The organism is Pseudorhodoferax sp. Leaf267 (assembly GCF_001422405.1).
GTDB lineage: Bacteria > Pseudomonadota > Gammaproteobacteria > Burkholderiales > Burkholderiaceae_C > Pseudorhodoferax.
Map to the genome: position 1 here is coordinate 209,619 of NZ_LMMV01000022.1, position 18,368 is coordinate 227,986.

An 18,368-nucleotide genomic window follows, 5' to 3' on the forward strand; every position below is an offset into this window, starting at 1 on the left:
GCGCAACCCCTTGGCGTACGGATGGACAGGTGCTACGGCGCGCCGGGCACGATGCCGGCCTGCTGCACCAGCCGGCGCCACTTCGCCAGGTCGGCGCGCGCGTTGGCCGCCAACTCGGCCGGCGGTACCGGCCAGGGCACCAGCCCGCCCTCGGCGAACCGGGCCTGGATGGCCGGGTCTGACAGCGCGGCCGTGAACAGGGTGTTCAGGGCCTGCACCACCGGCTGCGGCGTGCCGCGCGGCGCGACCAGCGAGGTCCACGCGAAGAACGAGTAGCCCCGCAGCGTCTCGTCGATGGGCGCGGCGTCCGGGTACAGCGGATCGCGCTTGCGCGCGCTGGTGCCCAGCACGCGGGCCTGCCCGCTGTCGACCAGGGGCCGGGTGGTCATGGTGCCGTTGAACATCATGTCGATGCGGCCGGCGGCCAGGTCGTGCGCCGCCTTGGCCACGCCCTGGTAGGGCACGTGCAGTAGGTCGATGCCGGCCATGGACTTGAACAGCTCGCCGGCCATGCGCCCGGACTGGTTGCCCGAGCCGAAACTGAGCTGGCCGGGCCGGCTGCGCGCCAGCGCGATCAGCTCGGGCACGTTGTACACCGGCAGGTCCTTGCGCACGGCCAGCACATAGGCCACCAGCGACACCCCGACCACCGGGGCGAAGCTCTCCAGCGGGTCGTATGGCAGCTTTGCGTGCAGCGCCCCGGCCGCGGACGACACGGTGGTGCCGCTGAACAGCAGCGTGGTGCCGTCCGGCGCGGCCTGAGCGACCTGCGTGGCGCCGATGATCATGTCGCCGCCCGGGCGGTTCTCCACGATCACGGTGCGCCCGCTCTGCTCGGTGACCTTGGCGGCCAGCAGGCGCGACAGCGTGTCGCCGCCCTGCCCCGGCGGGGACGGCACGACGATGCGGATCGGTCGCTCGGGCAGTTCCGCCATGGCGTCGCCGGCCAGCGAAGGGGCCAGGGCCAGGGCACAGCGCAGGACATCGCGGCGTTGCATGGGTCGGTAGTCTCCTTCTGTCAGCAGCCGACCCAACTGGGCCGGCGGCGCTCGTTGAACGCCGCCAGGCCTTCGCGGGCGTCGCGGGTCTGGATCATCGCGCCGATGTTCGATTCGGTGAAGGCCACCATCTGGTGGAAGCCCATGCCCTGGACCGCGCGCATGGCGTACTTGCCACGGCGCAGCGCGATGGGCGAGGCCGCCAGCAGGTCGTCCAGCAGCATGTCGACCGCGGCATCCAGTTCCGCGGCCGGCACCACCCGGTTCAGCAGGCCCAGCGACAGCGCGGTGGGCGCGTCGATCGGGCGGCCGGTCATGCACATCTCGTTGAGCCGGCGCGGCGGGATCAGGTCGCGCAGCATGGTCAGGACCTGCATCGGGAACAGGCCGATGCGCACCTCCGGCAGGCCGAAGCGCGCGTGATCGGCTGCCACCGCCAGGTCGCATAAGCCGAACAGGCCCATGCCGCCGGCCATGCAGACCCCGTTGATGCGGCCCACCAGCGGCACATGGCAGCCGTGCACGGCACGCGCCAGGTCGGCCAGCGGCAGCGTCAGCCGGGCCGGATCGCTCTGGAACGGGGTGTCGCCCGGCGTCAGGTCGGCACCGGCGCAAAAGGCCTGCTCGCCCGCGCCGGTCAGCACGATGGCGCGCAGCGACGGGTCGGTGCCGGCTTCGCGCACGACGTGCGCCATCTGCAGCAGCACCGCGTCGGTCAGGGCATTGCGCCGCTCGGGGCGGTTGAGGGTCAACCAGAGCACGGCCTCGCGTCGCTCGACCAGCAGCTCGCCGTCGCTGGAATTCAAGGTGGGGGCGGACAGGGACACGCGGGCACTCCGGCTAAACGGTTGCCACCACTGTAGTCATGTATAGTTGTACCGTCAATAGAACTTGTGACGGATCCTCAGGAGGCAGCGGATGGCCAACGCAGAAGACGGCGCCTGGGGCACGTTGCAGGGCATGGTGGGCAAGGACTTCTCGCCCACGGCGGTGATGGGCGTCGACCGCATCGAGGCCGGCGCGATCCGCCGCTACCTGGAGCCGCTGGAGTTCGACTGCGCGCTGCACCACGACGCCGCGTTTGCGCGCCGCCATGGCTTTGCCGACGTGACCGCGCCCTACACCAGCCTGTCCACCTTCTGCATGCCGGCCTTGTGGCGCCCTGGCGAGCGGTTGTGGACCACGGCCGGGCGCGACGCCCTGCCGCCATGGCTGGCCGACGGCCTGCAGCGCCAGCCTGGGCTGCCGCGGGAGGCGACGCAGTATTTCGTGACCGATGTGGACACCGACTTCCTGCGCCCCGTGCTGGCCGGCGAGCGCGTGGGGCGGCGCGGCCGGCGCCTGCTGTCCTGCACGCCCAAGCAGACCTCGGTCGGGCGCGGCGCCTTCCTGGTGTTCGAGTCGGACACCATCGACGCGCACGGCGAGGTGGTGGCGCGGCACCGGCGCGGGCTGTTCCACTACGCGCCGCAGCCGGGGCCGGCGGGCGAACGGCCTGCGGCCAGCGCGGCGCCTGCGGAGCCGGCGACACCGCCGCAGCCACCGGCCGCGCCGCCAGACTGCTGGGAGGCCGTCGCGGCCGGCGACTTGCTGCCACCGCATTCCTTCCCGCTGACGGTGCACCGCCTGGTCGTGGCGGCCGGCGCCAACCGCGACTTCAATCCACTGCACCACAACAGCGCCTACGCCCAGGCCAGCGGCGCGCCCGAGATGTACGCCAACAACTTCTTCCTACAAGGCATGTGGGAGAAAACGGTGCGCGCCTGGATCGGCCCGGCCGGCACGCTGCGCGCACTGAACGGCTTTCGCATGCGGGTGTTCAGCACCGTGGGGCAGACGGTGGTGGTGCGTGGGCGCGTGCTGCGCACCTGGCGCGACGGCGATGCCGGCTGCGTGGAGATCGCGCTGTGGTCCGAGACGGCCCACGGCACCACTGTCGGCCCGGGCCGCGTGGTGGCCACAGTGCCGCTGCGCCAGCCTTGAGCGGCCATAGACTGTAGCCCTGACCCCACCCGCAACAGTCGAGGCGCCCATGCCCACGTCCACCGCCATCCACCCTGCCCCGGCCGCCGGTGGCGCCCGTGCGCCGCGGCGCACCCCGCGGTTCACCGCGGGCCCCACCACGCTGTACGCGCAGCTGGCCAGCGTGCTGCGTGGCCACATCGCCAGTGGCGAATGGCCGCCGGACTCGGACATCCCCAGCATCGACGAGCTATGCGCGCAGTACGGGCTGGGCCGCATCACGGTGCGCCAGGCGCTGCAGATCCTGGCCGCCGAGGGACTGGTGTCCAGCCAGCGCGGGCGGCGCACCTTCGTCACCTATTCGCGCGACCAGCTCGAGGCCGCACCGCTGTTTCCCACCTTCGCGGCCGTGGGGGTGCAGACGCCGGAGTACGGCGTGAAGATCCTGTCGCACACACGCACGGATGAACTGCCGCCTGCGCGCTGGGACCTGGGCCGCTCGGCCGGCCCCTACATGTTGGTGCGCAAGCTCGACCAGAGCAGCGGCCAGCCCTACGGCCTGTCGGGCATCTACGTAGCCGAGGACATCTACAAGCGCTTTCCCAAAGGCGCAGAGAACCGCTCCAAGCTGGTGCGCCTGCTGGTCAAGTACGCCAAGGTGCCGGTGACCCTGGCACGCGAGCGCGTGCGCGTGGCCGCGGCCGATTTCGCCGAGGCCGAGGGCCTGGGCTGTGCCATGGCCATGCCGGTGGCCCGCGTCGAGCGCGTGTTCTGCGACGCCGATGGCCGCGTCGTCTACTACAGCAACACCGCCTACCGCGGCGACCGCTATGGGCTGGAGCGCGACATTTCCGAGTACCTGCATCGCGTGTAGTCGGTCAGACACCGACATCCTGTCGCTTGACGCTGCCAGGTGGCTTTCTACGATCGATCGGACTATTCAGAGGACGTGCGTCCGGTAGTCACATGATCGGAGAGTCGACGTGCCATCCCAACCACTCCTGCTGCTGCGCGCCAAGAGCTTCGCGCAGGTGCTGCCGGCGCACCCGGGTCGCATCCCGCCGGCCTGGCGGGCCGATATCGACGCCGGCCGTCCGGCGCAGGTGGCCCCGTGACAGCGCCGGCAAGCGGCCCGCTGGCCGGCGTGCGCGTGATTGACCTGACCACCGTGCTCATGGGCCCCTCGGCCACGCAGGCCCTGGCCGATCTGGGCGCCGACGTGGTCAAGGTGGAGACGCCCGAGGGCGACAACGTGCGCCGCATCGGCCCGGCCGGCGAGGAGCAGATGGGCCCACTGTTCCTGGGCCTGAACCGCAACAAGCGCAGCCTGGCGCTGGACCTGAAGCACCCGGAGGGCCGCGCCGCCTTCCTCAAGCTGGCCGCCACCGCCGACGTGCTGACCTGCAACGTGCGGCCCAAGGCCATGGCGCGGCTGGGCCTGAGCTACGAGGACGTGGCGGCGGTGAACCCGCGCATCGTCTATGTGTCCATGGTCGGCTTCTCGCAGCGCGGCCGGTACGCGCCGGCGCCGGCCTTCGACGACCTGATCCAGGCCGCCACCGGCCTGCCGGCCATGCTGGCGGCCAGCGGCGACGGCACGCCGCGCTTCGTGCCGCTGAACATCGCCGACCGCTCGGTGGGGCTGTATGCCTTCGGGGTGATCACGGCGGCGCTCTATGCGCGCGAGAAGACCGGCCGCGGCCAGCGCGTGGACGTGCCGATGTTCGAGACCATGGTGCCCTACATCCTGGGCGATCACCTGTACGGCGCCAAGTTCGTGCCGCCGCGCGGCGGCTACGGCTACCCGCGGCTGCTGGCGCCCTCGCGCCTGCCTTACCCCACGCGGGACGGCCACATCGCCTGTGCCATGTACACCGATGCCCACTGGCGCAGCTTCCTGGCCATGACCGGGCAGGAGCACCTGATGGACCAGGACCCGCGCTTTGCCGACCTGACCACGCGCACCGCGCACATCGACGAGCTCTATGCGCTGGTGGGCCGCGCGATGCGCGAGAAGACCACCGCCGAATGGGCCGCGCTGCTGACTGCGGCCGACATCCCGGTCTCGCCGGTGCACAGCTTCGACAGCCTGCTGGCCGACCCGCACTTGGCCGACATCGGCTTCTTCCGGGAGGTCGAGCATCCCACCATGGGCACGATCCGCGAGACCGCCGTGCCCAGCGAATGGCATGGCACGCCGCCACAGGACTACCGCCCGCCGCCGCAGCTGGGCGAGCACAGCGCCGAGCTGCTGCGCGAGGCCGGCTACGGCGAGGCCGAGATCGACCGCCTGGTCACCGCCGGCATCTGCCGCATCCCCACCGGACCCGCGCGCCCATGAGCAAACCCACCCTCACGCCCGAGCTGGCGCAGATCCGCGATGCCATCACCGCGTTGTGCGACCGCTTCGACGACGACTACTGGCTGCACGCGGACCGCGAGCACCGCTTCCCGCACGCGTTCCACCGCGCCGTGGCCGAGGCCGGCTGGCTGGGCATCACGTTGCCCGAGGCCTACGGCGGCGCCGGCCTGGGCGTGACCGAGGCGGCCTGGATGATGCAGCTCATCGCCAGCTCGGCCGGCACCATGGCCGCCTGCTCGGCGGTGCACATCAACATCTTCGGCCCGCATGCCATCAGCAAGCACTGCACCGAAGAGCAAAAGCGCCGGCTGCTGCCGCCATTGAGCCGCGGCGAGGAACTGGTGGCCTTCGGCGTGACCGAGCCCGACGCCGGGCTGAACACCACGCAGATCGCCACGCGCGCGGTGCGCAGCGGCGACGGCTACGTCATCAACGGCCAGAAGGTCTGGACCAGCACCGCGCAGCAGGCCCACAAGATCATGCTGCTGGTGCGCACCGCGCCCTACGACGCGGCGCGGCCCACCGACGGCATCACGCTGTTCTACACCGACCTGGACCGGCGCCACATCGAGGTGCGCGAGATCGAGAAGCACGGCCGCGCGGCGGTGGACTCCAACGCCCTCTTCATCAACGACCTGCAAGTGCCCGCGCGCGACCGCATCGGCGCGGAGGGCCAGGGCTTTCGCATCATCCTGGACAGCATGAACCCCGAGCGCATCCTGGTGGCGGCCGAGGCCATCGGCATCGGCCGGCGCGCGCTGGCCAAGGCCACGGCCTATGCCAAAGAGCGCGTGGTGTTCGGCCGGCCCATCGGCCAGAACCAGGCCATCCAGCACCCGCTGGCCGAGAGCTGGGCCGAGCTGGAGGCGGCCAACCTGATGGCCTTCCACGCCGCCGAGCTGTACGACGCCGGCCAGCCCTGCGGGCCCGAGGCGAATGCCGCCAAGGTGCTGGCGGCCGAGGCCGGCTACCGCGCCTGCGACCGCGCGGTGCGCACGCACGGCGGCTTCGGCTACGCCAGGCATTACCACGTGGAGCGCTACCTGCGCGAGGCCATGCTGCCGCGCATCGCCCCGGTCAGCCGCGAGCTGGTGCTGTGCCACATCGCCGAGCGCGTGCTGGGGCTGCCGAAATCCTATTGAGCATCCTGATGCCCGAGGCCCACGGCGGCAGCGACCAGGGCCACCAGACGTCGGCCTGGTGCCGGAGGCGGCGGGCCAGAAGGCGACGGCGCGCGCCCGAAGCGCGTCGGCTGCGGCATCTGCCAGCACCGCGAAGGCTGCAGCAGTGCACCGCTGGCCCGCGCCAGCGTGCGCTATGGCAAGGTTTTCATGCGCAGCCCTGGGGGTCGAGCTGGAAGATCTGCAGCCCGTCCTGCCAGCGCACGCGCACACGGCGCGCCAGCGGGTCGAGGTCGTGCATGGCCTGCGGCGTGGCCGTGTCACCCACGGCGGTGGTCGCCAGCACGCGCTGCCCACCCTGCAGCAGCCGGCCCACGACGATGGCGTGCGTCGGCTGGCCCTGCTGGTGCACCACGGTGTAGCCTTCGATGCGCGCCGGGCCGGCTACCTTCTCGGCAAAGGGCGGCGCCGGTTCCGCATCGATGCGCTGCTGCAGCGGCGCATCGTCGGGCGCTTGCCATGCGCGCGGTGTGGTCGAGTAGACGCCGGCCGCGTACTTGCTCAAATGCCCGCCGTTGGCCCCCACCAGCCCCAGCGCGCCGGGCCGCGCGCGCAGGCGTTGCGCCATCTCGGCGATGGCATGCAGCGAATAGCTGTTGCCCGGCCCGCCGAAGTACGGCAGCCCGCCCGTGACGGTGAGGCCGCGCGCATCGTCGGCCGCCAGCCCCAGCGCGTCACAGGCCACGTTGGACACGGCGATCGGAAAGCAGCTGTAGAAGTCAAAAAGGTCGATCTGCGGCACCGTGGCACCGGCCTGCGCCAGCGCTGCCCGCACGGCCATGCGTGCGGCCGGCGAGGTGCCCAGGTCGGCGCGCTCCAGCACCGGCCGCTCGGCCAGCGCGCTGCAGCCGTGCAGGAAGACCCAGCGCTCGCGCGCGATGCCCAGGCGCCGGGCGTTGCCCACCGAGGTCAGCAGCAGCGCGGCGCCCTGGTTGACCTGGTCGCGCGAGACCAGCCGCAGCGGATACGGGTCGGCCACCATGCGGTTGCGCGGGCCGACCGTCACCAGCTCTTCGGCCGTGCGCGACGGCTGCGCGCTGCAGGCATAGGGGTTGCGCGCGGCCACGCCGGTGAAGGGTGCGAACAGCGCGCCCATCTGCGCCGCATAGTCGGCGCGCGACAGGCCCAGCCGCGCGCGGCGCGCGCTCTCCAGCACCGCGTAAACCGTGGGCGCGCCCACCAGGCGCTGGCGGCGCTGCGCAGCCGGCAGGCTGCTGCCCGCGCCGCGGTCGTCCAGGCTGCCGGCGACCTGCTCGGCCCAGTTCAGCAGCGTGCCCTGCTGCTGCATGTGGCGCGCCGTGGAGATCGCCTCCGAGCCGGTGACCAGGGCCACGCCGACCTCGCCCTCGGCGATGCGCGCGCACAGCTCGTTCACCAGGCGCTGCGGGCTGTCGCCGCCGACCTGCTCCAGGATGGCGCGCTGCGGGCCCATGCCCAGCCGCCGGGCGATCGAGCGCGGGTGGTTGGTGGAGATGCCGAACGGCGGCGGTACCGGGCGCGAGGCGTCGAAGGTGCGCGTGCTGGCGATGGTGTCGATCTCGGCGCGCAGGGCCTGCAGCGACAGCGCGTCCGCACAGGCTTCGGCGCAGGCCTGCGCGGCCAGGTCGTACGGCGACAGCGCGCGGTAGCCCGGCGCGTCCAGCCGGTCGACCGCCTGGCCCACGCCGACCAGGATGGGAGTGCGGTCCGGGACCGCGGGGTTCAGCGTGCCTGCCATCTCGGCGTCCTCGTCTTTTGCAAGGCGCGCGGTCCTGCGGTGTCGTCCCGGGTGGTGCGCAGCCGCGCCAAGGCCTCGGCGCCGATGTGCCGGGCGGCGGTCGGAGAGCCCAGCGCCGCGTTTTCGCAGCTACGCGTGGCCAGGGCCAGGGCGGCCGGCAGCACCTCGCCAAGCGGCAGCGCCTGGTGGACAAGGCCCCACTGCGGCCTTGCCTGCGCGTTCATCGCCGCACCTGCTGCAGGTCGGCCCCGGCGCACCAGGCGCGCCCGCCGGCACCGGTCAGCACAGCGGCCCCACGGGTCTGCGTGAGCCGCGCTCGGTTCGTCGGCGTCGCCCGTCTCCTGCGCCATGCGTGCGGTCACGCAGTGCGGGAGCTCGGGCCGGCCCAGCGTCATGACCACGATGCGGTCCACCCGCTCGACCCGGATGTGCTGCAGGCGCATGGCTCAGGCGCCGTCGCTCGGCCAGGTGACGAGGCCGTTTAGCGCCTCGATCTGGCGGCCGGCCACACGCAGCGCGTTGACCTGCAGCACCGCCGCCGCGGGGTGCAGCGCCAGCGCCGCATCACCGATGCTTTCGATGGCACGCACCAGCCCATGCAGGTCGGCCGGCTCCTGGCCGCGCGCACCGGCCAGCAGGCCGAAGCCTCGCAACGCGCGCAGCATGGCCGCGATCTCCTCGCCGCGCAGCGGCAGCGGGCGCATCTGCACGTCCGTCAGCACCTCGCTCCAGATCCCGCCCAGGCCCACGGCCAGCAGTGGGCCCCAGGCGGCATCGCGGGTAACGCTCACGCGCAGCTCCACTCCCCCGCGCCGCATCGGCGAGACGGCGACGCCTTCGATAAGGGCCTCGGGGCGCCGGGTGTGCACGCTGCGCACGATGTCGCCGAAGGCCCGGGACACGTCGGTATCGCCACGCACGTCCAGCCGCACGCCGCCGGCCTCGGTCTTGTGCGCGACGTCGGGCGCGCTGACCTTCAGCGCCACGGGGCTGCGGAACTGGCGGGCCGCGTCCTGCGCCTGCACCGCGGTGGCCGCCAGCAGCGTTGGCACCACCGGCACGCCATGGCGCTGCAGGTGCCGCAGCACGGCGCGCTCGCCCACCGGGCGCTCGCAGGCCGGGCCGGCCGGGCCGGCTGGCCCGGCGTCGGCCAGTGGTGGTGCCGCGAGCCGGGCCGACCAGTCGATTGCCTTGGCCAGGCTGCGCGCCAGGTGCGCGATGCCGCCGGTGACGAAGGGGATGCCCACCGCCTGCTGCGCCTCACGCAGGAGCGGGGTGGACGGCCGCAGCGCGTGGGAGGCCAGCAGCGCGCGCGGCCCCAGCGGCGCCAGCGCGGCCCCGGCGGCCTGCATCAGCGGCAGCCGCGTGCCGCTGCGCTTGTCCTTGCTGCCGATGGTGTAGCCGCACACGGTCAGCGCCACGCCCGGGTCGTCGGCGATGGCCTGCAGGCAGTGCGTGAGCAGCGTCGGGTCGTTGATGACCGCGCCGGTGGTGTCGAAGGGGTTGTCGGTGCGTGCGTCGTCGGGCAGCACGCTGCGCAGCCGTTCCAAGGTGGCGGGCGCGAGGGCCGGCATCGGCAGCCCGGCCCGTTCGGCCGCCTCCGCGAACACACTGCAGGCGCCGCCCGACGGCGATACGTAGGCGATGCCGCCAGGGCCGATGGGGCCTGTGTGGGCGAGCAGCGCGGCGGTGCCGACCAGGTCTTCCAGGCTGTCGGCGCGCAGCACGCCATGGTGGCGGCAGACCGCGTCGAACACCGCGTCGTCCCCGGTCAGCGCGCCGGTGTGCGCCGGGGCGATGGCGGCGCTGCGCGCGCCACGGCCGAGCTTGAGCACCACGATCGGCTTGCGCACGGCCAGCGCGCGGCGCGCCACGGCGACGAAGCGCGCCGGGTTGCGCACGGTCGCGGCGCAGACACCGATGGCGCGCGTGGCGGGGTCGTCCATCAAATGCTCGACCACGTCGCACAGGTCGACCATGGCCTCGTTGCCCATGGCCGCCATGAAGGACAGGCCCACGCCCTGCTGCAGCGCGTAGTCGGCCAGCGCCACGCACATGGAGCCGCTCTGCGACACGCAAGCCAGGCCGCCCGGCAGCACCGGCTCGGGCACGGTGAAGGCGCACAGGCCGCTGCGCGCGGCGATGTGGGCCACGCCCATGCTGTTGGGGCCCATGAAGGTGATGCCGTGGCGGCGCGCCTGCTCCAGCAGGCGCTGCTGCGCAGCCGCACCCTCGGGCCCGGTCTCGGAAAAGCCCGAGCTCAGCACCACGGCTGTGCGGATGCCGGCTTGCGCCATGTCGTCGAAGACCTGCGGCACGCTGGCTGCCGGCGCCAGCACGCAGGCCGTGTCCACCGGCGCACCGATCTGCGTGGCCGAGCGGAAGCCGGGCAGGCCGTGCGCCGGGGACGCGCTGCGGTTGATGGCGAACATCGGCCCGTCGTAGCCCAGCGTGCGCGTGGCGTTGACGATGCCGCGCGACCAGGCGGATTTGTCCGAGGCGCCATACAGCGCGACCGATCGCGGGCGCAGCAGAAGCGCCAAAGGTGTGGGGGCGGCGCTCACGCAGCGGGGCTCCACTGGCGCACGGCACCGCGCGCCACCAGCGCATCGATGGTGTGGGCCGGCACGCCCCAGCCGGCCAGCACTGCGCGCGACTGCTGGCCGATGTGCGGTGCCTGCTGGGCCGCACCGGTGTCGAACGGCTGCGCGCCCGGCACGTTGCCCAGCGGCAGGCGCTGCGCCAGCCCGTCCTGCTCGGCCCATGCCACGGCGTGCTGGTGTTCGACCTGCGGGTGCGCCAGCAGCTGCTCGTAGCTGAGCACGCGTGTATGCAGCACGCCGGCCTCTTCCAGCAGGTCGGCGATCTGCTCGGTGGTGCGGCGTTCGAACTCGGCGCGCAGCGCGGCCATGAGCGGCGCCTCGTGCGTGAGCCGGCTGTCGCGCGACGCGTAACGCGGGTCAAGCGCCAAATCGTCGCGGCCCAGTGCGTGGCACAACGCGACGAAATGCTTGTCGCGCATGACCGAGATCGAGATGTTGCCGTCGGCCGTGCGCATCACACCCAGCGGCGCGTACATGGCCCGGTTCATGCCGCCGGCGGCCATCTCGGCCAGCTTGGTGGTCTGGAAGGCGATGGCCGACTGCATCAGGCTGCAGTCGATGTACTTGCCCTCGGTCGCACCCTGGGCACGCTCCAGCAGCGCGGTGGTGATGGCCTGGAAGGCGTACAGGCCGGTGATGACGTCCATCATCACCATGTCCACGCGGCGCGGCACGCCATCGGCGCCGGCGTTCATGTGCATGAAGCCGGAGAAGCCCTGCATCACGCCGTCGGTGGCGGGCAGCGTGGCCATCGGCCCGGTCTGGCCGAAGCCGGTGACCGACAGGTAGACCACGCGCGGGTTGGCGCGCCGCACGCTGGCGTAGTCCAGCCCATGCCGGGCCAGCACGCCGCTGCGGAAGGACTCGATCACCACGTCGGCCTCGCCTGCGGCGCGCTGCACGATGGCCAGCGCCTCGAGGTCCTGGAAGTCCACTGCCAGCGACTGCTTGCCGCGGTTGTAGGCGACCATGTAGGAGCTGAGGTCGCCGAACTGGCGGCCCATCGTGCGCGCCCAGTCGCCACCTGGCGACTCGACCTTGACGACCTCGGCCCCGTGCTGGCGGCACAGCATGCCGGCGTGCGGGCCGGCGACGCCCATGGACAGGTCCAGCACACGCAGGCCTTTCATGGCTTGGCTCATGTACTAGCTCCTCGAACAGTGTTCGCTGCGGTGCGCTGGCACCGCCGGCATCGGCGCGCAAGGCGGCCACGCAATTGGCCATGCCGGCGGCCAGGCGCGGCGGGTCGCGCGGTCGTTGCCGTAGGAGGTGAAGCCATCGATCGCGCGCGGGTCGATCCCGACGATCGCGGTGCGCCCGCGCGGCGTCCTGTCGCTCATGTGTTGCCTTGCTGTGTTCGAGTCAGCCATTACAGGCCGGCGACGACACGGTGACAACGGACGTTTCATCGGCGCGCGCACTCCGAAACGTCGGGGGCCTGCAGGCCGTTCCCGAAGTAATTACTGAATGGCCTATTTTTAGTTTTTTCTAGGGCTGCCGCGCCATGCGACGTGGTGTCGGCTCGTGGGCCGACACACGAGCAGACGATGGCCAGGCATGCGAACACTCGACGGCCGCCGCGCCCGGAGCGCAACCCGACGACTCGGGAAGCGGCAAGCCCAGCGGCTCCCCGAGAAAAGCTGCGTTGCCCGCACCGGTCGTGTTGCCTAGCATGCACAAGGCCTATTGACCGGCCATTCCATCAATGCCTGAGGATGCGCATGCAACTCCCTGCCGACAGCCTGGCGCGCCGCCGCCTCGGTCCCGCGCCCAACCAGCTCTTCATCGACGGCCAGTGGGTCGACAGCCGCTCGGGCAAGCAGCTTGACTGCGTGAACCCGTCGACCGGCGAAGTCATCGCACGCATCGCGGCCGGCAACGTACAAGACGTGGGTTTGGCCGTGGCCGCCGCGCGCCGCGCCTTCGAGGGCCCCTGGCGCCAGATGCTGCCGCATGACCGGCAGGCCATCATGCTCAGGTTTGCCGACCTGGTGGACCGGCACTACGACGCCCTCGCCACGCTGGACGCCATGGACATGGGCGCGCCGTTGGCGCGGCTGCAGGGCGGCAGCCGCCAGCGTGCCCTGGGCGGCGTGCGCTTTTACGCCGGGCTGGCCACGGCGATCGGTGGGCAGACCATTGCCAACTCGGTCTCGCGCGCCATGGCCAGCTACACGCTGCGCGAGCCGGTGGGCGTGGTCGGCGCCATCATTCCGTGGAACGCGCCGCTGGGCTCGGCGCTGTGCAAGATCGCCCCGGTGCTGGCCACCGGCTGCACCATGGTGCTCAAGCCGGCCGAGCAGGCCTCGCTGTCGAGCCTGGCGCTGGCCGAGCTGCTGGCCGAGGCCGGCGTGCCGCCGGGCGTGGTCAACATCGTGACCGGCCTGGGCGATACGGTGGGTGCGGCGCTGGCCCACCATCCCGGCGTGGACAAGATCGCCTTCACAGGCTCGGGCCCGGTCGGCCAGTCCATCGTGCGCGCCTCGGCCGGCAATCTGAAGCGCGTGACGCTGGAGCTGGGCGGCAAGTCACCGAACATCGTGTTTGCCGACGCCGACCTGGACGCCGCCGTGCCCGGCGCGGCCATGGCCATCTTCGGCAACAGCGGCCAGGTGTGCGCGGCCGGCAGCCGGCTGTTCGTGGAGCGCAAGATCTACCGCGAGTTCGTCCTGCGCGTGGTGGCGTACGCCAACCAGCTCAAGGTGGGCGACAGCCTGGACGCGGACACGGTGCTGGGCCCGCTGGTCTCGCGCGAGCAGATGGAGCGGGTGCTGGGCTACATCGACATCGGCCGCCAGGAAGGTGCGCGCGCGCTGTCGGGCGGGCAGCGGCTGGTGGAGGGCAAACTGGCCAGCGGCTACTTCGTGCCGCCCACGGTGTTCGGCGACGTGGACGATGGCATGCGGATCGCGCGCGAGGAGATCTTCGGCCCGGTGGTCTGCGCGATCCCGTTCGACACCATCGACGAGGTGGAGCAACGCGCAAACGCCACGCCCTACGGCCTGGGCAGCGGCGTGTGGACGCGCGACATCCACAAGGTCCAGCGGCTCACGCGCAGCCTCCGCGCCGGCTCGGTGTGGGTGAACTGCTACAGCGTGGTCGAGGCGTCGGTGCCGTACGGTGGCTACCGGATGAGCGGCTACGGGCGCGAGGGCGGCCTGCAGAGCCTGGACGCGTACCTGGAGACGAAGGCGGTCTGGGTCAACGCGGGATAGGCGCTGTGCATCGCCACGGCTCCTAGCGGCTCCCGTAATTGAACGCTGGCTCGGCAACCGGCTGGCACGGAAACGCGCTGCAGATGGCTGCACAGCGGCTCCGACGACCCGAACGCCCAAAGAAAAAGGGCCTAGCACCGCTGCTAAGCCCCTGATTTGTTTGGTGGCGCTTCACGGATTCGAACCGCGGACCTGTGGATTATGATTCCATCGCTCTAACCGACTGAGCTAAAGCGCCAAGCCCAACATTATAGCGCAGCCGCAAGGCTCCGTTTCAACCGTGGCTGAAGTTGGCGCTGCGCTTGTTCAGGAAGGCGTCCATGCCCTCTTTCTGGTCGGCCGTTGCAAAGAGGCCGTGGAACAGCCGGCGCTCGAACATGACGCCATCGGACAGCCCGCTCTCGAAGGCGCGGTTGACCGATTCCTTCGCGGCCATCACCGCGATCTGTGAGAACTCGCAGATCTGCAGCGCCGCGCCCAGGGCCTCGTCCATCAGCTTGTCCAGCGGCACGACACGGCTGACCAGGCCCGAGCGCTCGGCCTCGCTCGCGTCCATCATGCGGCCCGTCAGCGCCATGTCCATGGCCTTGGACTTGCCGACGGCGCGTGGCAGCCGCTGCGTGCCGCCAGCGCCGGGGATCACGCCCAGCTTGATTTCTGGCTGGCCGAACTTGGCGTTGTCGGCGGCGATGATGAAGTCGCACATCATGGCCAGCTCGCAGCCACCGCCGAGCGCGAAGCCACTGACTGCCGCGATCACGGGCTTGCGCACGCTGCGGATCTGCTCCCAGTTGCGCGTGATGAAGTCGCCCTTATAGACGTCGGCGAAGCTGAACTTGGCCATGGCGCTGATGTCGGCGCCGGCCGCGAAGGCCTTCTCGCTGCCGGTCAGCACGATGCAGCCGATGCTGCTGTCCTGGTCCAGCCGCTGGAGCACGGCGCCCAGCTCGTTCATGAGCTGGTCGTTCAGCGCGTTCAACTGCTTGGGGCGGTTCAGCGTGACGATGCCGACTTTGCCAGCCTCCACGCGCAATGTGATGGTCTCGTATTCCATGGCTCTCTCCGGTGTGGTCAAGGCGAATCGCCGACGACTATAACGACCGGGAGCGCGAGGTCAGGCCTTCTCGCGCCGCAACTCGCGCCGCAGGATCTTGCCCACGTTGCTCTTGGGCAGCTCGTCGCGGAACTCGATGTACTTGGGCCGCTTGTAGCCGGTCAGGCTCTGCTGGCAATGCCGCGCGACGTCTTCCTCGCTGAGCATCGGATCGCTCCTGACCACGAAGACCTTGATGGCCTCACCCTGTTTCTCGTTCGGGATGCCGATGGCTGCGCACTCGACGACGCCGGCGCACAGCGAGATGACGTTCTCCAATTCGTTCGGGAACACGTTGAAGCCGCTGACGAGGATCATGTCCTTCTTGCGGTCGACGATGCGGAAGTAGCCCTGCCTATCCATTACGCCAATGTCACCGGTGCGCATGTAGCCGTCCGGCGTGAAGGCATTCGCGCTCTCGGCCGGCAGGTTGTAGTAGCCGCGCATGACGTTGGGGCCCTGGATGCAGATCTCGCCGGGCTCGCCCTGCACCACGGTGCGGCCTTCATCGTCCTTGATCGCGATGTCGATGCCCGGCAGCGGCAGGCCGATGCTGCCGCTGAATGCAGTCGCGGTGACGGGGTTGTTGGTGCCGATGGCGACGGTCTCGCTCATGCCCCAGCCTTCGATCATGGGGCAGCCCGTGGCCTCCAGCCAGTGGCGGGCCGTGCCTTCGGAGGCTGCCATGCCGCCGGCCTGCGTCACGCTCAGGCTCGAGAAGTCCACGCTCTTGAACTGCGGATGCTGCAGCAGTGCATTGAACAAGGTGTTCACGCCCGGCAGCATGTGGAACGGCCGGCGCTTGAGCACTTCGACGAACTTGCCGATGTCGCGCGGGTTCGGGATCAGCGTCAGATGCGAGCCCAGCTTGATCGCCAGCAGGCACAGCGTCAGCGCGAAGATGTGGTACAGCGGCAGCGCCGCAATGCTGTTGACCTTGCGCAGGTCGCCCACGCGCCCCAGCGCCGGCGAGAACCAGGCCTCGGACTGCAGCACGGCGGCGATCACGTTGGCATGGGTCAGCACCGCGCCCTTGGACAGGCCTGTCGTGCCGCCGGTGTATTGCAGGAACGCGATGCTCTCGTGGGTGGCATGGCTCGGCCGCAGGCTTCGCGCGGCGCCGCGCGCCAGGGCGGTTTTGAAGGGCGTCACGGTCCGGCCCTGCGCCAGCGCCAGGCTGAACTCAGGAACCATCTTGGCCAGGTGGCGCACGGCGAAGGTCAACCAGGGGCCGTAGAACGTGCCCAGCATGTCGCCCATGGACGCGATCGCCACGTGGCGCACCTCGGTGTTGCCGATGACTTTTTCCAGCGTGCTGGCGAAATTTTCCAGGATCACGATCGCGGTTGCGCCGGAGTCCTTGAGCTGGTGCTCGAGCTCCCGCGCCGTGTAGAGCGGGTTCACGTTGACGCAGGTGTAGCCTGCGCGCAGAACGCCGGCCATGGTGACGGCGAACTGCGGGATGTTGGGCAGCATGATCGCGACACGGGCGCCTTCCTCCAGGTCCAGGCCCTGCAGCCAGGCGCCCAGGGCGGCGGAGGCCTCGTCCAGTTCGCGGTAGCTCATCCACTGGTCCATGCAGACCGAGAAGGGCCGCGTTGCATTGGTCTTGAATGACTCCTCCATCAGGTGCGACAGCGAGCGGTAGCGGCCGATGTCGATGTCGTGCGGCACGTTCGGTGGGTAGCTGTCCAGCCAGGGCTTTGTCATGCGGGCGTCTCCTTGCGGCGGGATTGTCCATGGCGCCTGCACAGTCGCCAGCGGGCTTGCCCTAGGCCGTGCACGCACGACAATCGCCGCGCCGCAACTCCACCGTCCACCATGATTGCCCGCCTGCAGCGCACGATCTGCCTGTCCCTGCTGCTGTCGGCCCTGGCCTGGGCGCTGCTGTTCTGGGCCTGGTCGCCAGCGCTGGCGCTCGCCGGCTTGGCGCTGCCGGCGCTGGCTTACGGCGGCATCCTGGCCTGTGAATTCGTATTGCTGGCGCGCGTGCGTGGCGATCCGGTCCCACGCGCCGGGACAGCGCCGTTGCTGCGCGCCTGGGCCCGTGAGCTGGGCTGTGGTCTGCAGGTGTTCGCCTGGCGCCAACCCTTCCGCGCACATGCCGAGCCCGACCAGGTGATGCCGGCGCAAGGCCGGCGTGGCGTGGTCTTCGTGCATGGGCTGATGTGCAACCGGGGGTTCTGGGCGCCGTGGATGCGCCGCGCCAAGGCCGTGGGCATGCCCTGCATGGCCGTGAACCTGGAGCCGGTATTCGGTGCCATCGACGACTACGTGCCGGCCATCGAGACAGCCGTCGCCCGCATGCTTGCCGCGACCGGTCAGCCGCCGGTGCTGATCTGCCACAGCATGGGAGGCCTGGCGGCGCGGGCCTGGTTGCGCACCGCTGGCGCGCGCGAACGCGTGGCCCATGTCGTCACCATCGCCACTCCGCACGCCGGCACCTGGATGGCGCGCTTCGGCCAAGGCCGCAACAGCCGGCAGATGCGCGTGGGCAGCGGGTGGCTGCAGGCCCTGGCACGTGGCGAGCCCGAGGAGGGCCGTGCCTCGTTCACCTGCTGGTACTCCGATTGCGACAACATCGTGTTTCCGGTGTCGACGGCCACGCTGCAGGGCGCAGACAACCGATTCGTGCCGGGCGAGCCGCATGTCGGGCTCGCATTCCATCCCGAGGTCATGTGCGCGTCGCTGGCACTGGTGCATCCGCGTGCCTGAGTCCGGTGCGACACTTGCGCACATCATTTGCAAAGACGGTGCTGTGGACACACTCGACAAGCTGGATCGCCAGATCCTCCAGGCCTTGCAGGCCGACGGCCGTGCCACCTACGAGCAGATCGCCGAGGGCGTGGGGCTGTCTGCCAGCGCCGTGCTGCGCCGGGTCAAGCGGCTGGAAGACGCCAAGGTCATCGACCGCTATGTCGCGCTGGTCCGGCCTGAGGCCGTGGGACTGGCGTTGACAGCCTACCTGAACGTGCGGCTCGAAAAGCACACCGAGACGCACAAGCGCAATCCCATGGACCTGTTCCGAGCCAGCGTGGTCACGTGGCCCGAGGTGGTGGAGTGCGCTGCGCTGACCGGCGACATGGACTATTTGCTGTGCGTGGTCGTGCGCGACATGGGGCACTACCGCAGTTTCATCATGGGCACGCTGCTCAAGCACCCCAGCGTGCAGGACTGCAAGACGAGTTTCGTGCTGGACCGCGTGAAGACGACGACGGCGCTGCCCGTCTGACCGCG

At 70.8% G+C, this 18,368-nt stretch carries 16 protein-coding genes and 1 tRNA gene; 8 read left to right on the plus strand and 9 right to left on the minus strand.

The features are described 5' to 3' along the window. Positions 1-32: 32 nt before the first annotated feature. The gene (locus ASF43_RS20810; RefSeq protein WP_056185029.1) at positions 33-998 is read right to left on the minus strand and encodes a tripartite tricarboxylate transporter substrate binding protein; all 966 of its coding nucleotides are present in this window, start codon (positions 996-998) and stop codon (positions 33-35) included. A 20-nt stretch (positions 999-1,018) separates the two neighbouring features. After that, on the minus strand, positions 1,019-1,825 hold the full coding sequence (locus tag ASF43_RS20815) for an enoyl-CoA hydratase-related protein (RefSeq protein ID WP_235578322.1): 807 nt from the start codon (positions 1,823-1,825) through the stop codon (positions 1,019-1,021). A gap of 91 nt (positions 1,826-1,916) precedes the next feature. Between ASF43_RS20815 and ASF43_RS31420 the strand changes: the two genes are divergently transcribed. From ASF43_RS31420 to ASF43_RS20840, 5 genes are all read left to right on the plus strand, one after another. Continuing rightward, positions 1,917-2,981: a MaoC family dehydratase N-terminal domain-containing protein gene (locus ASF43_RS31420; protein WP_200932581.1), complete on the plus strand. Its 1,065-nt coding sequence runs from the start codon at positions 1,917-1,919 to the stop codon at positions 2,979-2,981. Positions 2,982-3,030: 49 nt separating this feature from the next. Beyond that, positions 3,031-3,834, plus strand: a complete 804-nt coding sequence (locus ASF43_RS20830) for a GntR family transcriptional regulator (protein WP_056185036.1) — start codon at positions 3,031-3,033, stop codon at positions 3,832-3,834. 109 nt (positions 3,835-3,943) lie between these two features. Beyond that, positions 3,944-4,075: a hypothetical protein gene (locus ASF43_RS32065; RefSeq protein ID WP_255358153.1), complete on the plus strand. Its 132-nt coding sequence runs from the start codon at positions 3,944-3,946 to the stop codon at positions 4,073-4,075. Beyond that, a complete protein-coding gene (locus tag ASF43_RS20835; RefSeq protein ID WP_369803308.1) occupies positions 4,072-5,301 on the plus strand; it encodes a CaiB/BaiF CoA transferase family protein in 1,230 nt (409 codons plus the stop codon). Before ASF43_RS32065 ends, ASF43_RS20835 begins: the two co-directional genes overlap by 4 nt. Continuing rightward, positions 5,298-6,464 carry an acyl-CoA dehydrogenase family protein gene (locus ASF43_RS20840; RefSeq protein ID WP_056185039.1) on the plus strand — a complete coding sequence of 389 codons (1,167 nt, stop codon included), beginning with the start codon at positions 5,298-5,300 and terminating at the stop codon, positions 6,462-6,464. The genes ASF43_RS20835 and ASF43_RS20840 overlap by 4 nt, the downstream gene beginning before the upstream one ends. 187 nt (positions 6,465-6,651) lie before the next feature. Here the strand turns inward: ASF43_RS20840 and ASF43_RS20845 are convergent, their stop codons facing one another. The 4 genes from ASF43_RS20845 to ASF43_RS20860 are packed head-to-tail and all read right to left on the minus strand — an operon-like array spanning position 6,652 to position 11,965. Then, positions 6,652-8,220: an acetyl-CoA acetyltransferase gene (locus tag ASF43_RS20845; RefSeq protein ID WP_056185042.1), complete on the minus strand. Its 1,569-nt coding sequence runs from the start codon at positions 8,218-8,220 to the stop codon at positions 6,652-6,654. Further along, complete coding sequence (locus ASF43_RS20850) at positions 8,205-8,663, minus strand: hypothetical protein (protein ID WP_056185045.1); 459 nt, start codon at positions 8,661-8,663, stop codon at positions 8,205-8,207. The genes ASF43_RS20845 and ASF43_RS20850 overlap by 16 nt, the downstream gene beginning before the upstream one ends. Positions 8,664-8,666: 3 nt before the next feature. After that, entirely contained in the window at positions 8,667-10,784 is a 2,118-nt protein-coding gene (locus ASF43_RS20855; protein ID WP_162241837.1) for an acetate--CoA ligase family protein, read from the minus strand. Further along, complete coding sequence (locus ASF43_RS20860) at positions 10,781-11,965, minus strand: CaiB/BaiF CoA-transferase family protein (RefSeq protein ID WP_082498039.1); 1,185 nt, start codon at positions 11,963-11,965, stop codon at positions 10,781-10,783. The genes ASF43_RS20855 and ASF43_RS20860 overlap by 4 nt, the downstream gene beginning before the upstream one ends. Before the next feature lie 579 nt (positions 11,966-12,544). On the opposite strand from ASF43_RS20860, the gene ASF43_RS20865 reads away from it, so the two are divergent. After that, a complete protein-coding gene (locus ASF43_RS20865) occupies positions 12,545-14,038 on the plus strand; it encodes an aldehyde dehydrogenase family protein (RefSeq protein WP_056185728.1) in 1,494 nt (497 codons plus the stop codon). 161 nt (positions 14,039-14,199) lie between these two features. Here ASF43_RS20865 and ASF43_RS20870 read toward each other — a convergent pair. The 3 genes from ASF43_RS20870 to ASF43_RS20880 all read right to left on the minus strand — a co-directional run bounded on the left by ASF43_RS20870 (position 14,200) and on the right by ASF43_RS20880 (position 16,841). After that, positions 14,200-14,276, minus strand: a tRNA-Met gene (locus ASF43_RS20870). Positions 14,277-14,312: 36 nt separating this feature from the next. Then, positions 14,313-15,092, minus strand: a complete 780-nt coding sequence (locus ASF43_RS20875; protein ID WP_056185054.1) for an enoyl-CoA hydratase — start codon at positions 15,090-15,092, stop codon at positions 14,313-14,315. A 60-nt stretch (positions 15,093-15,152) separates the two neighbouring features. Next, positions 15,153-16,841 carry an AMP-binding protein gene (locus tag ASF43_RS20880; protein ID WP_056185057.1) on the minus strand — a complete coding sequence of 563 codons (1,689 nt, stop codon included), beginning with the start codon at positions 16,839-16,841 and terminating at the stop codon, positions 15,153-15,155. Positions 16,842-16,952: 111 nt separating this feature from the next. Between ASF43_RS20880 and ASF43_RS20885 the strand changes: the two genes are divergently transcribed. Together ASF43_RS20885 and ASF43_RS20890 are read left to right on the plus strand one after the other, a co-directional pair. Continuing rightward, positions 16,953-17,846: a triacylglycerol lipase gene (locus tag ASF43_RS20885; RefSeq protein WP_056185059.1), complete on the plus strand. Its 894-nt coding sequence runs from the start codon at positions 16,953-16,955 to the stop codon at positions 17,844-17,846. A 43-nt stretch (positions 17,847-17,889) separates the two neighbouring features. Then, on the plus strand, positions 17,890-18,363 hold the full coding sequence (locus ASF43_RS20890; protein WP_056185061.1) for an Lrp/AsnC family transcriptional regulator: 474 nt from the start codon (positions 17,890-17,892) through the stop codon (positions 18,361-18,363). Positions 18,364-18,368 lie beyond the last annotated feature (5 nt).

Bases quoted from the DNA above. Each gene is read 5' to 3' on its own strand.
- ASF43_RS20845 (WP_056185042.1), bottom strand. From the start codon at position 8,220: ATGGCAGGCACGCTGAACCCCGCGGTCCCGGACCGCACTCCCATCCTG.
- ASF43_RS31420 (WP_200932581.1), top strand. From the start codon at position 1,917: ATGGCCAACGCAGAAGACGGCGCCTGGGGCACGTTGCAGGGCATGGTG.
- ASF43_RS20810 (WP_056185029.1), bottom strand. From the start codon at position 998: ATGCAACGCCGCGATGTCCTGCGCTGTGCCCTGGCCCTGGCCCCTTCG.
- ASF43_RS20875 (WP_056185054.1), bottom strand. From the start codon at position 15,092: ATGGAATACGAGACCATCACATTGCGCGTGGAGGCTGGCAAAGTCGGC.
- ASF43_RS20865 (WP_056185728.1), top strand. From the start codon at position 12,545: ATGCAACTCCCTGCCGACAGCCTGGCGCGCCGCCGCCTCGGTCCCGCG.
- ASF43_RS20880 (WP_056185057.1), bottom strand. From the start codon at position 16,841: ATGACAAAGCCCTGGCTGGACAGCTACCCACCGAACGTGCCGCACGAC.
- ASF43_RS20850 (WP_056185045.1), bottom strand. From the start codon at position 8,663: ATGCGCCTGCAGCACATCCGGGTCGAGCGGGTGGACCGCATCGTGGTC.
- ASF43_RS20860 (WP_082498039.1), bottom strand. From the start codon at position 11,965: ATGAGCCAAGCCATGAAAGGCCTGCGTGTGCTGGACCTGTCCATGGGC.
- ASF43_RS20830 (WP_056185036.1), top strand. From the start codon at position 3,031: ATGCCCACGTCCACCGCCATCCACCCTGCCCCGGCCGCCGGTGGCGCC.
- ASF43_RS20885 (WP_056185059.1), top strand. From the start codon at position 16,953: ATGATTGCCCGCCTGCAGCGCACGATCTGCCTGTCCCTGCTGCTGTCG.
- ASF43_RS20840 (WP_056185039.1), top strand. From the start codon at position 5,298: ATGAGCAAACCCACCCTCACGCCCGAGCTGGCGCAGATCCGCGATGCC.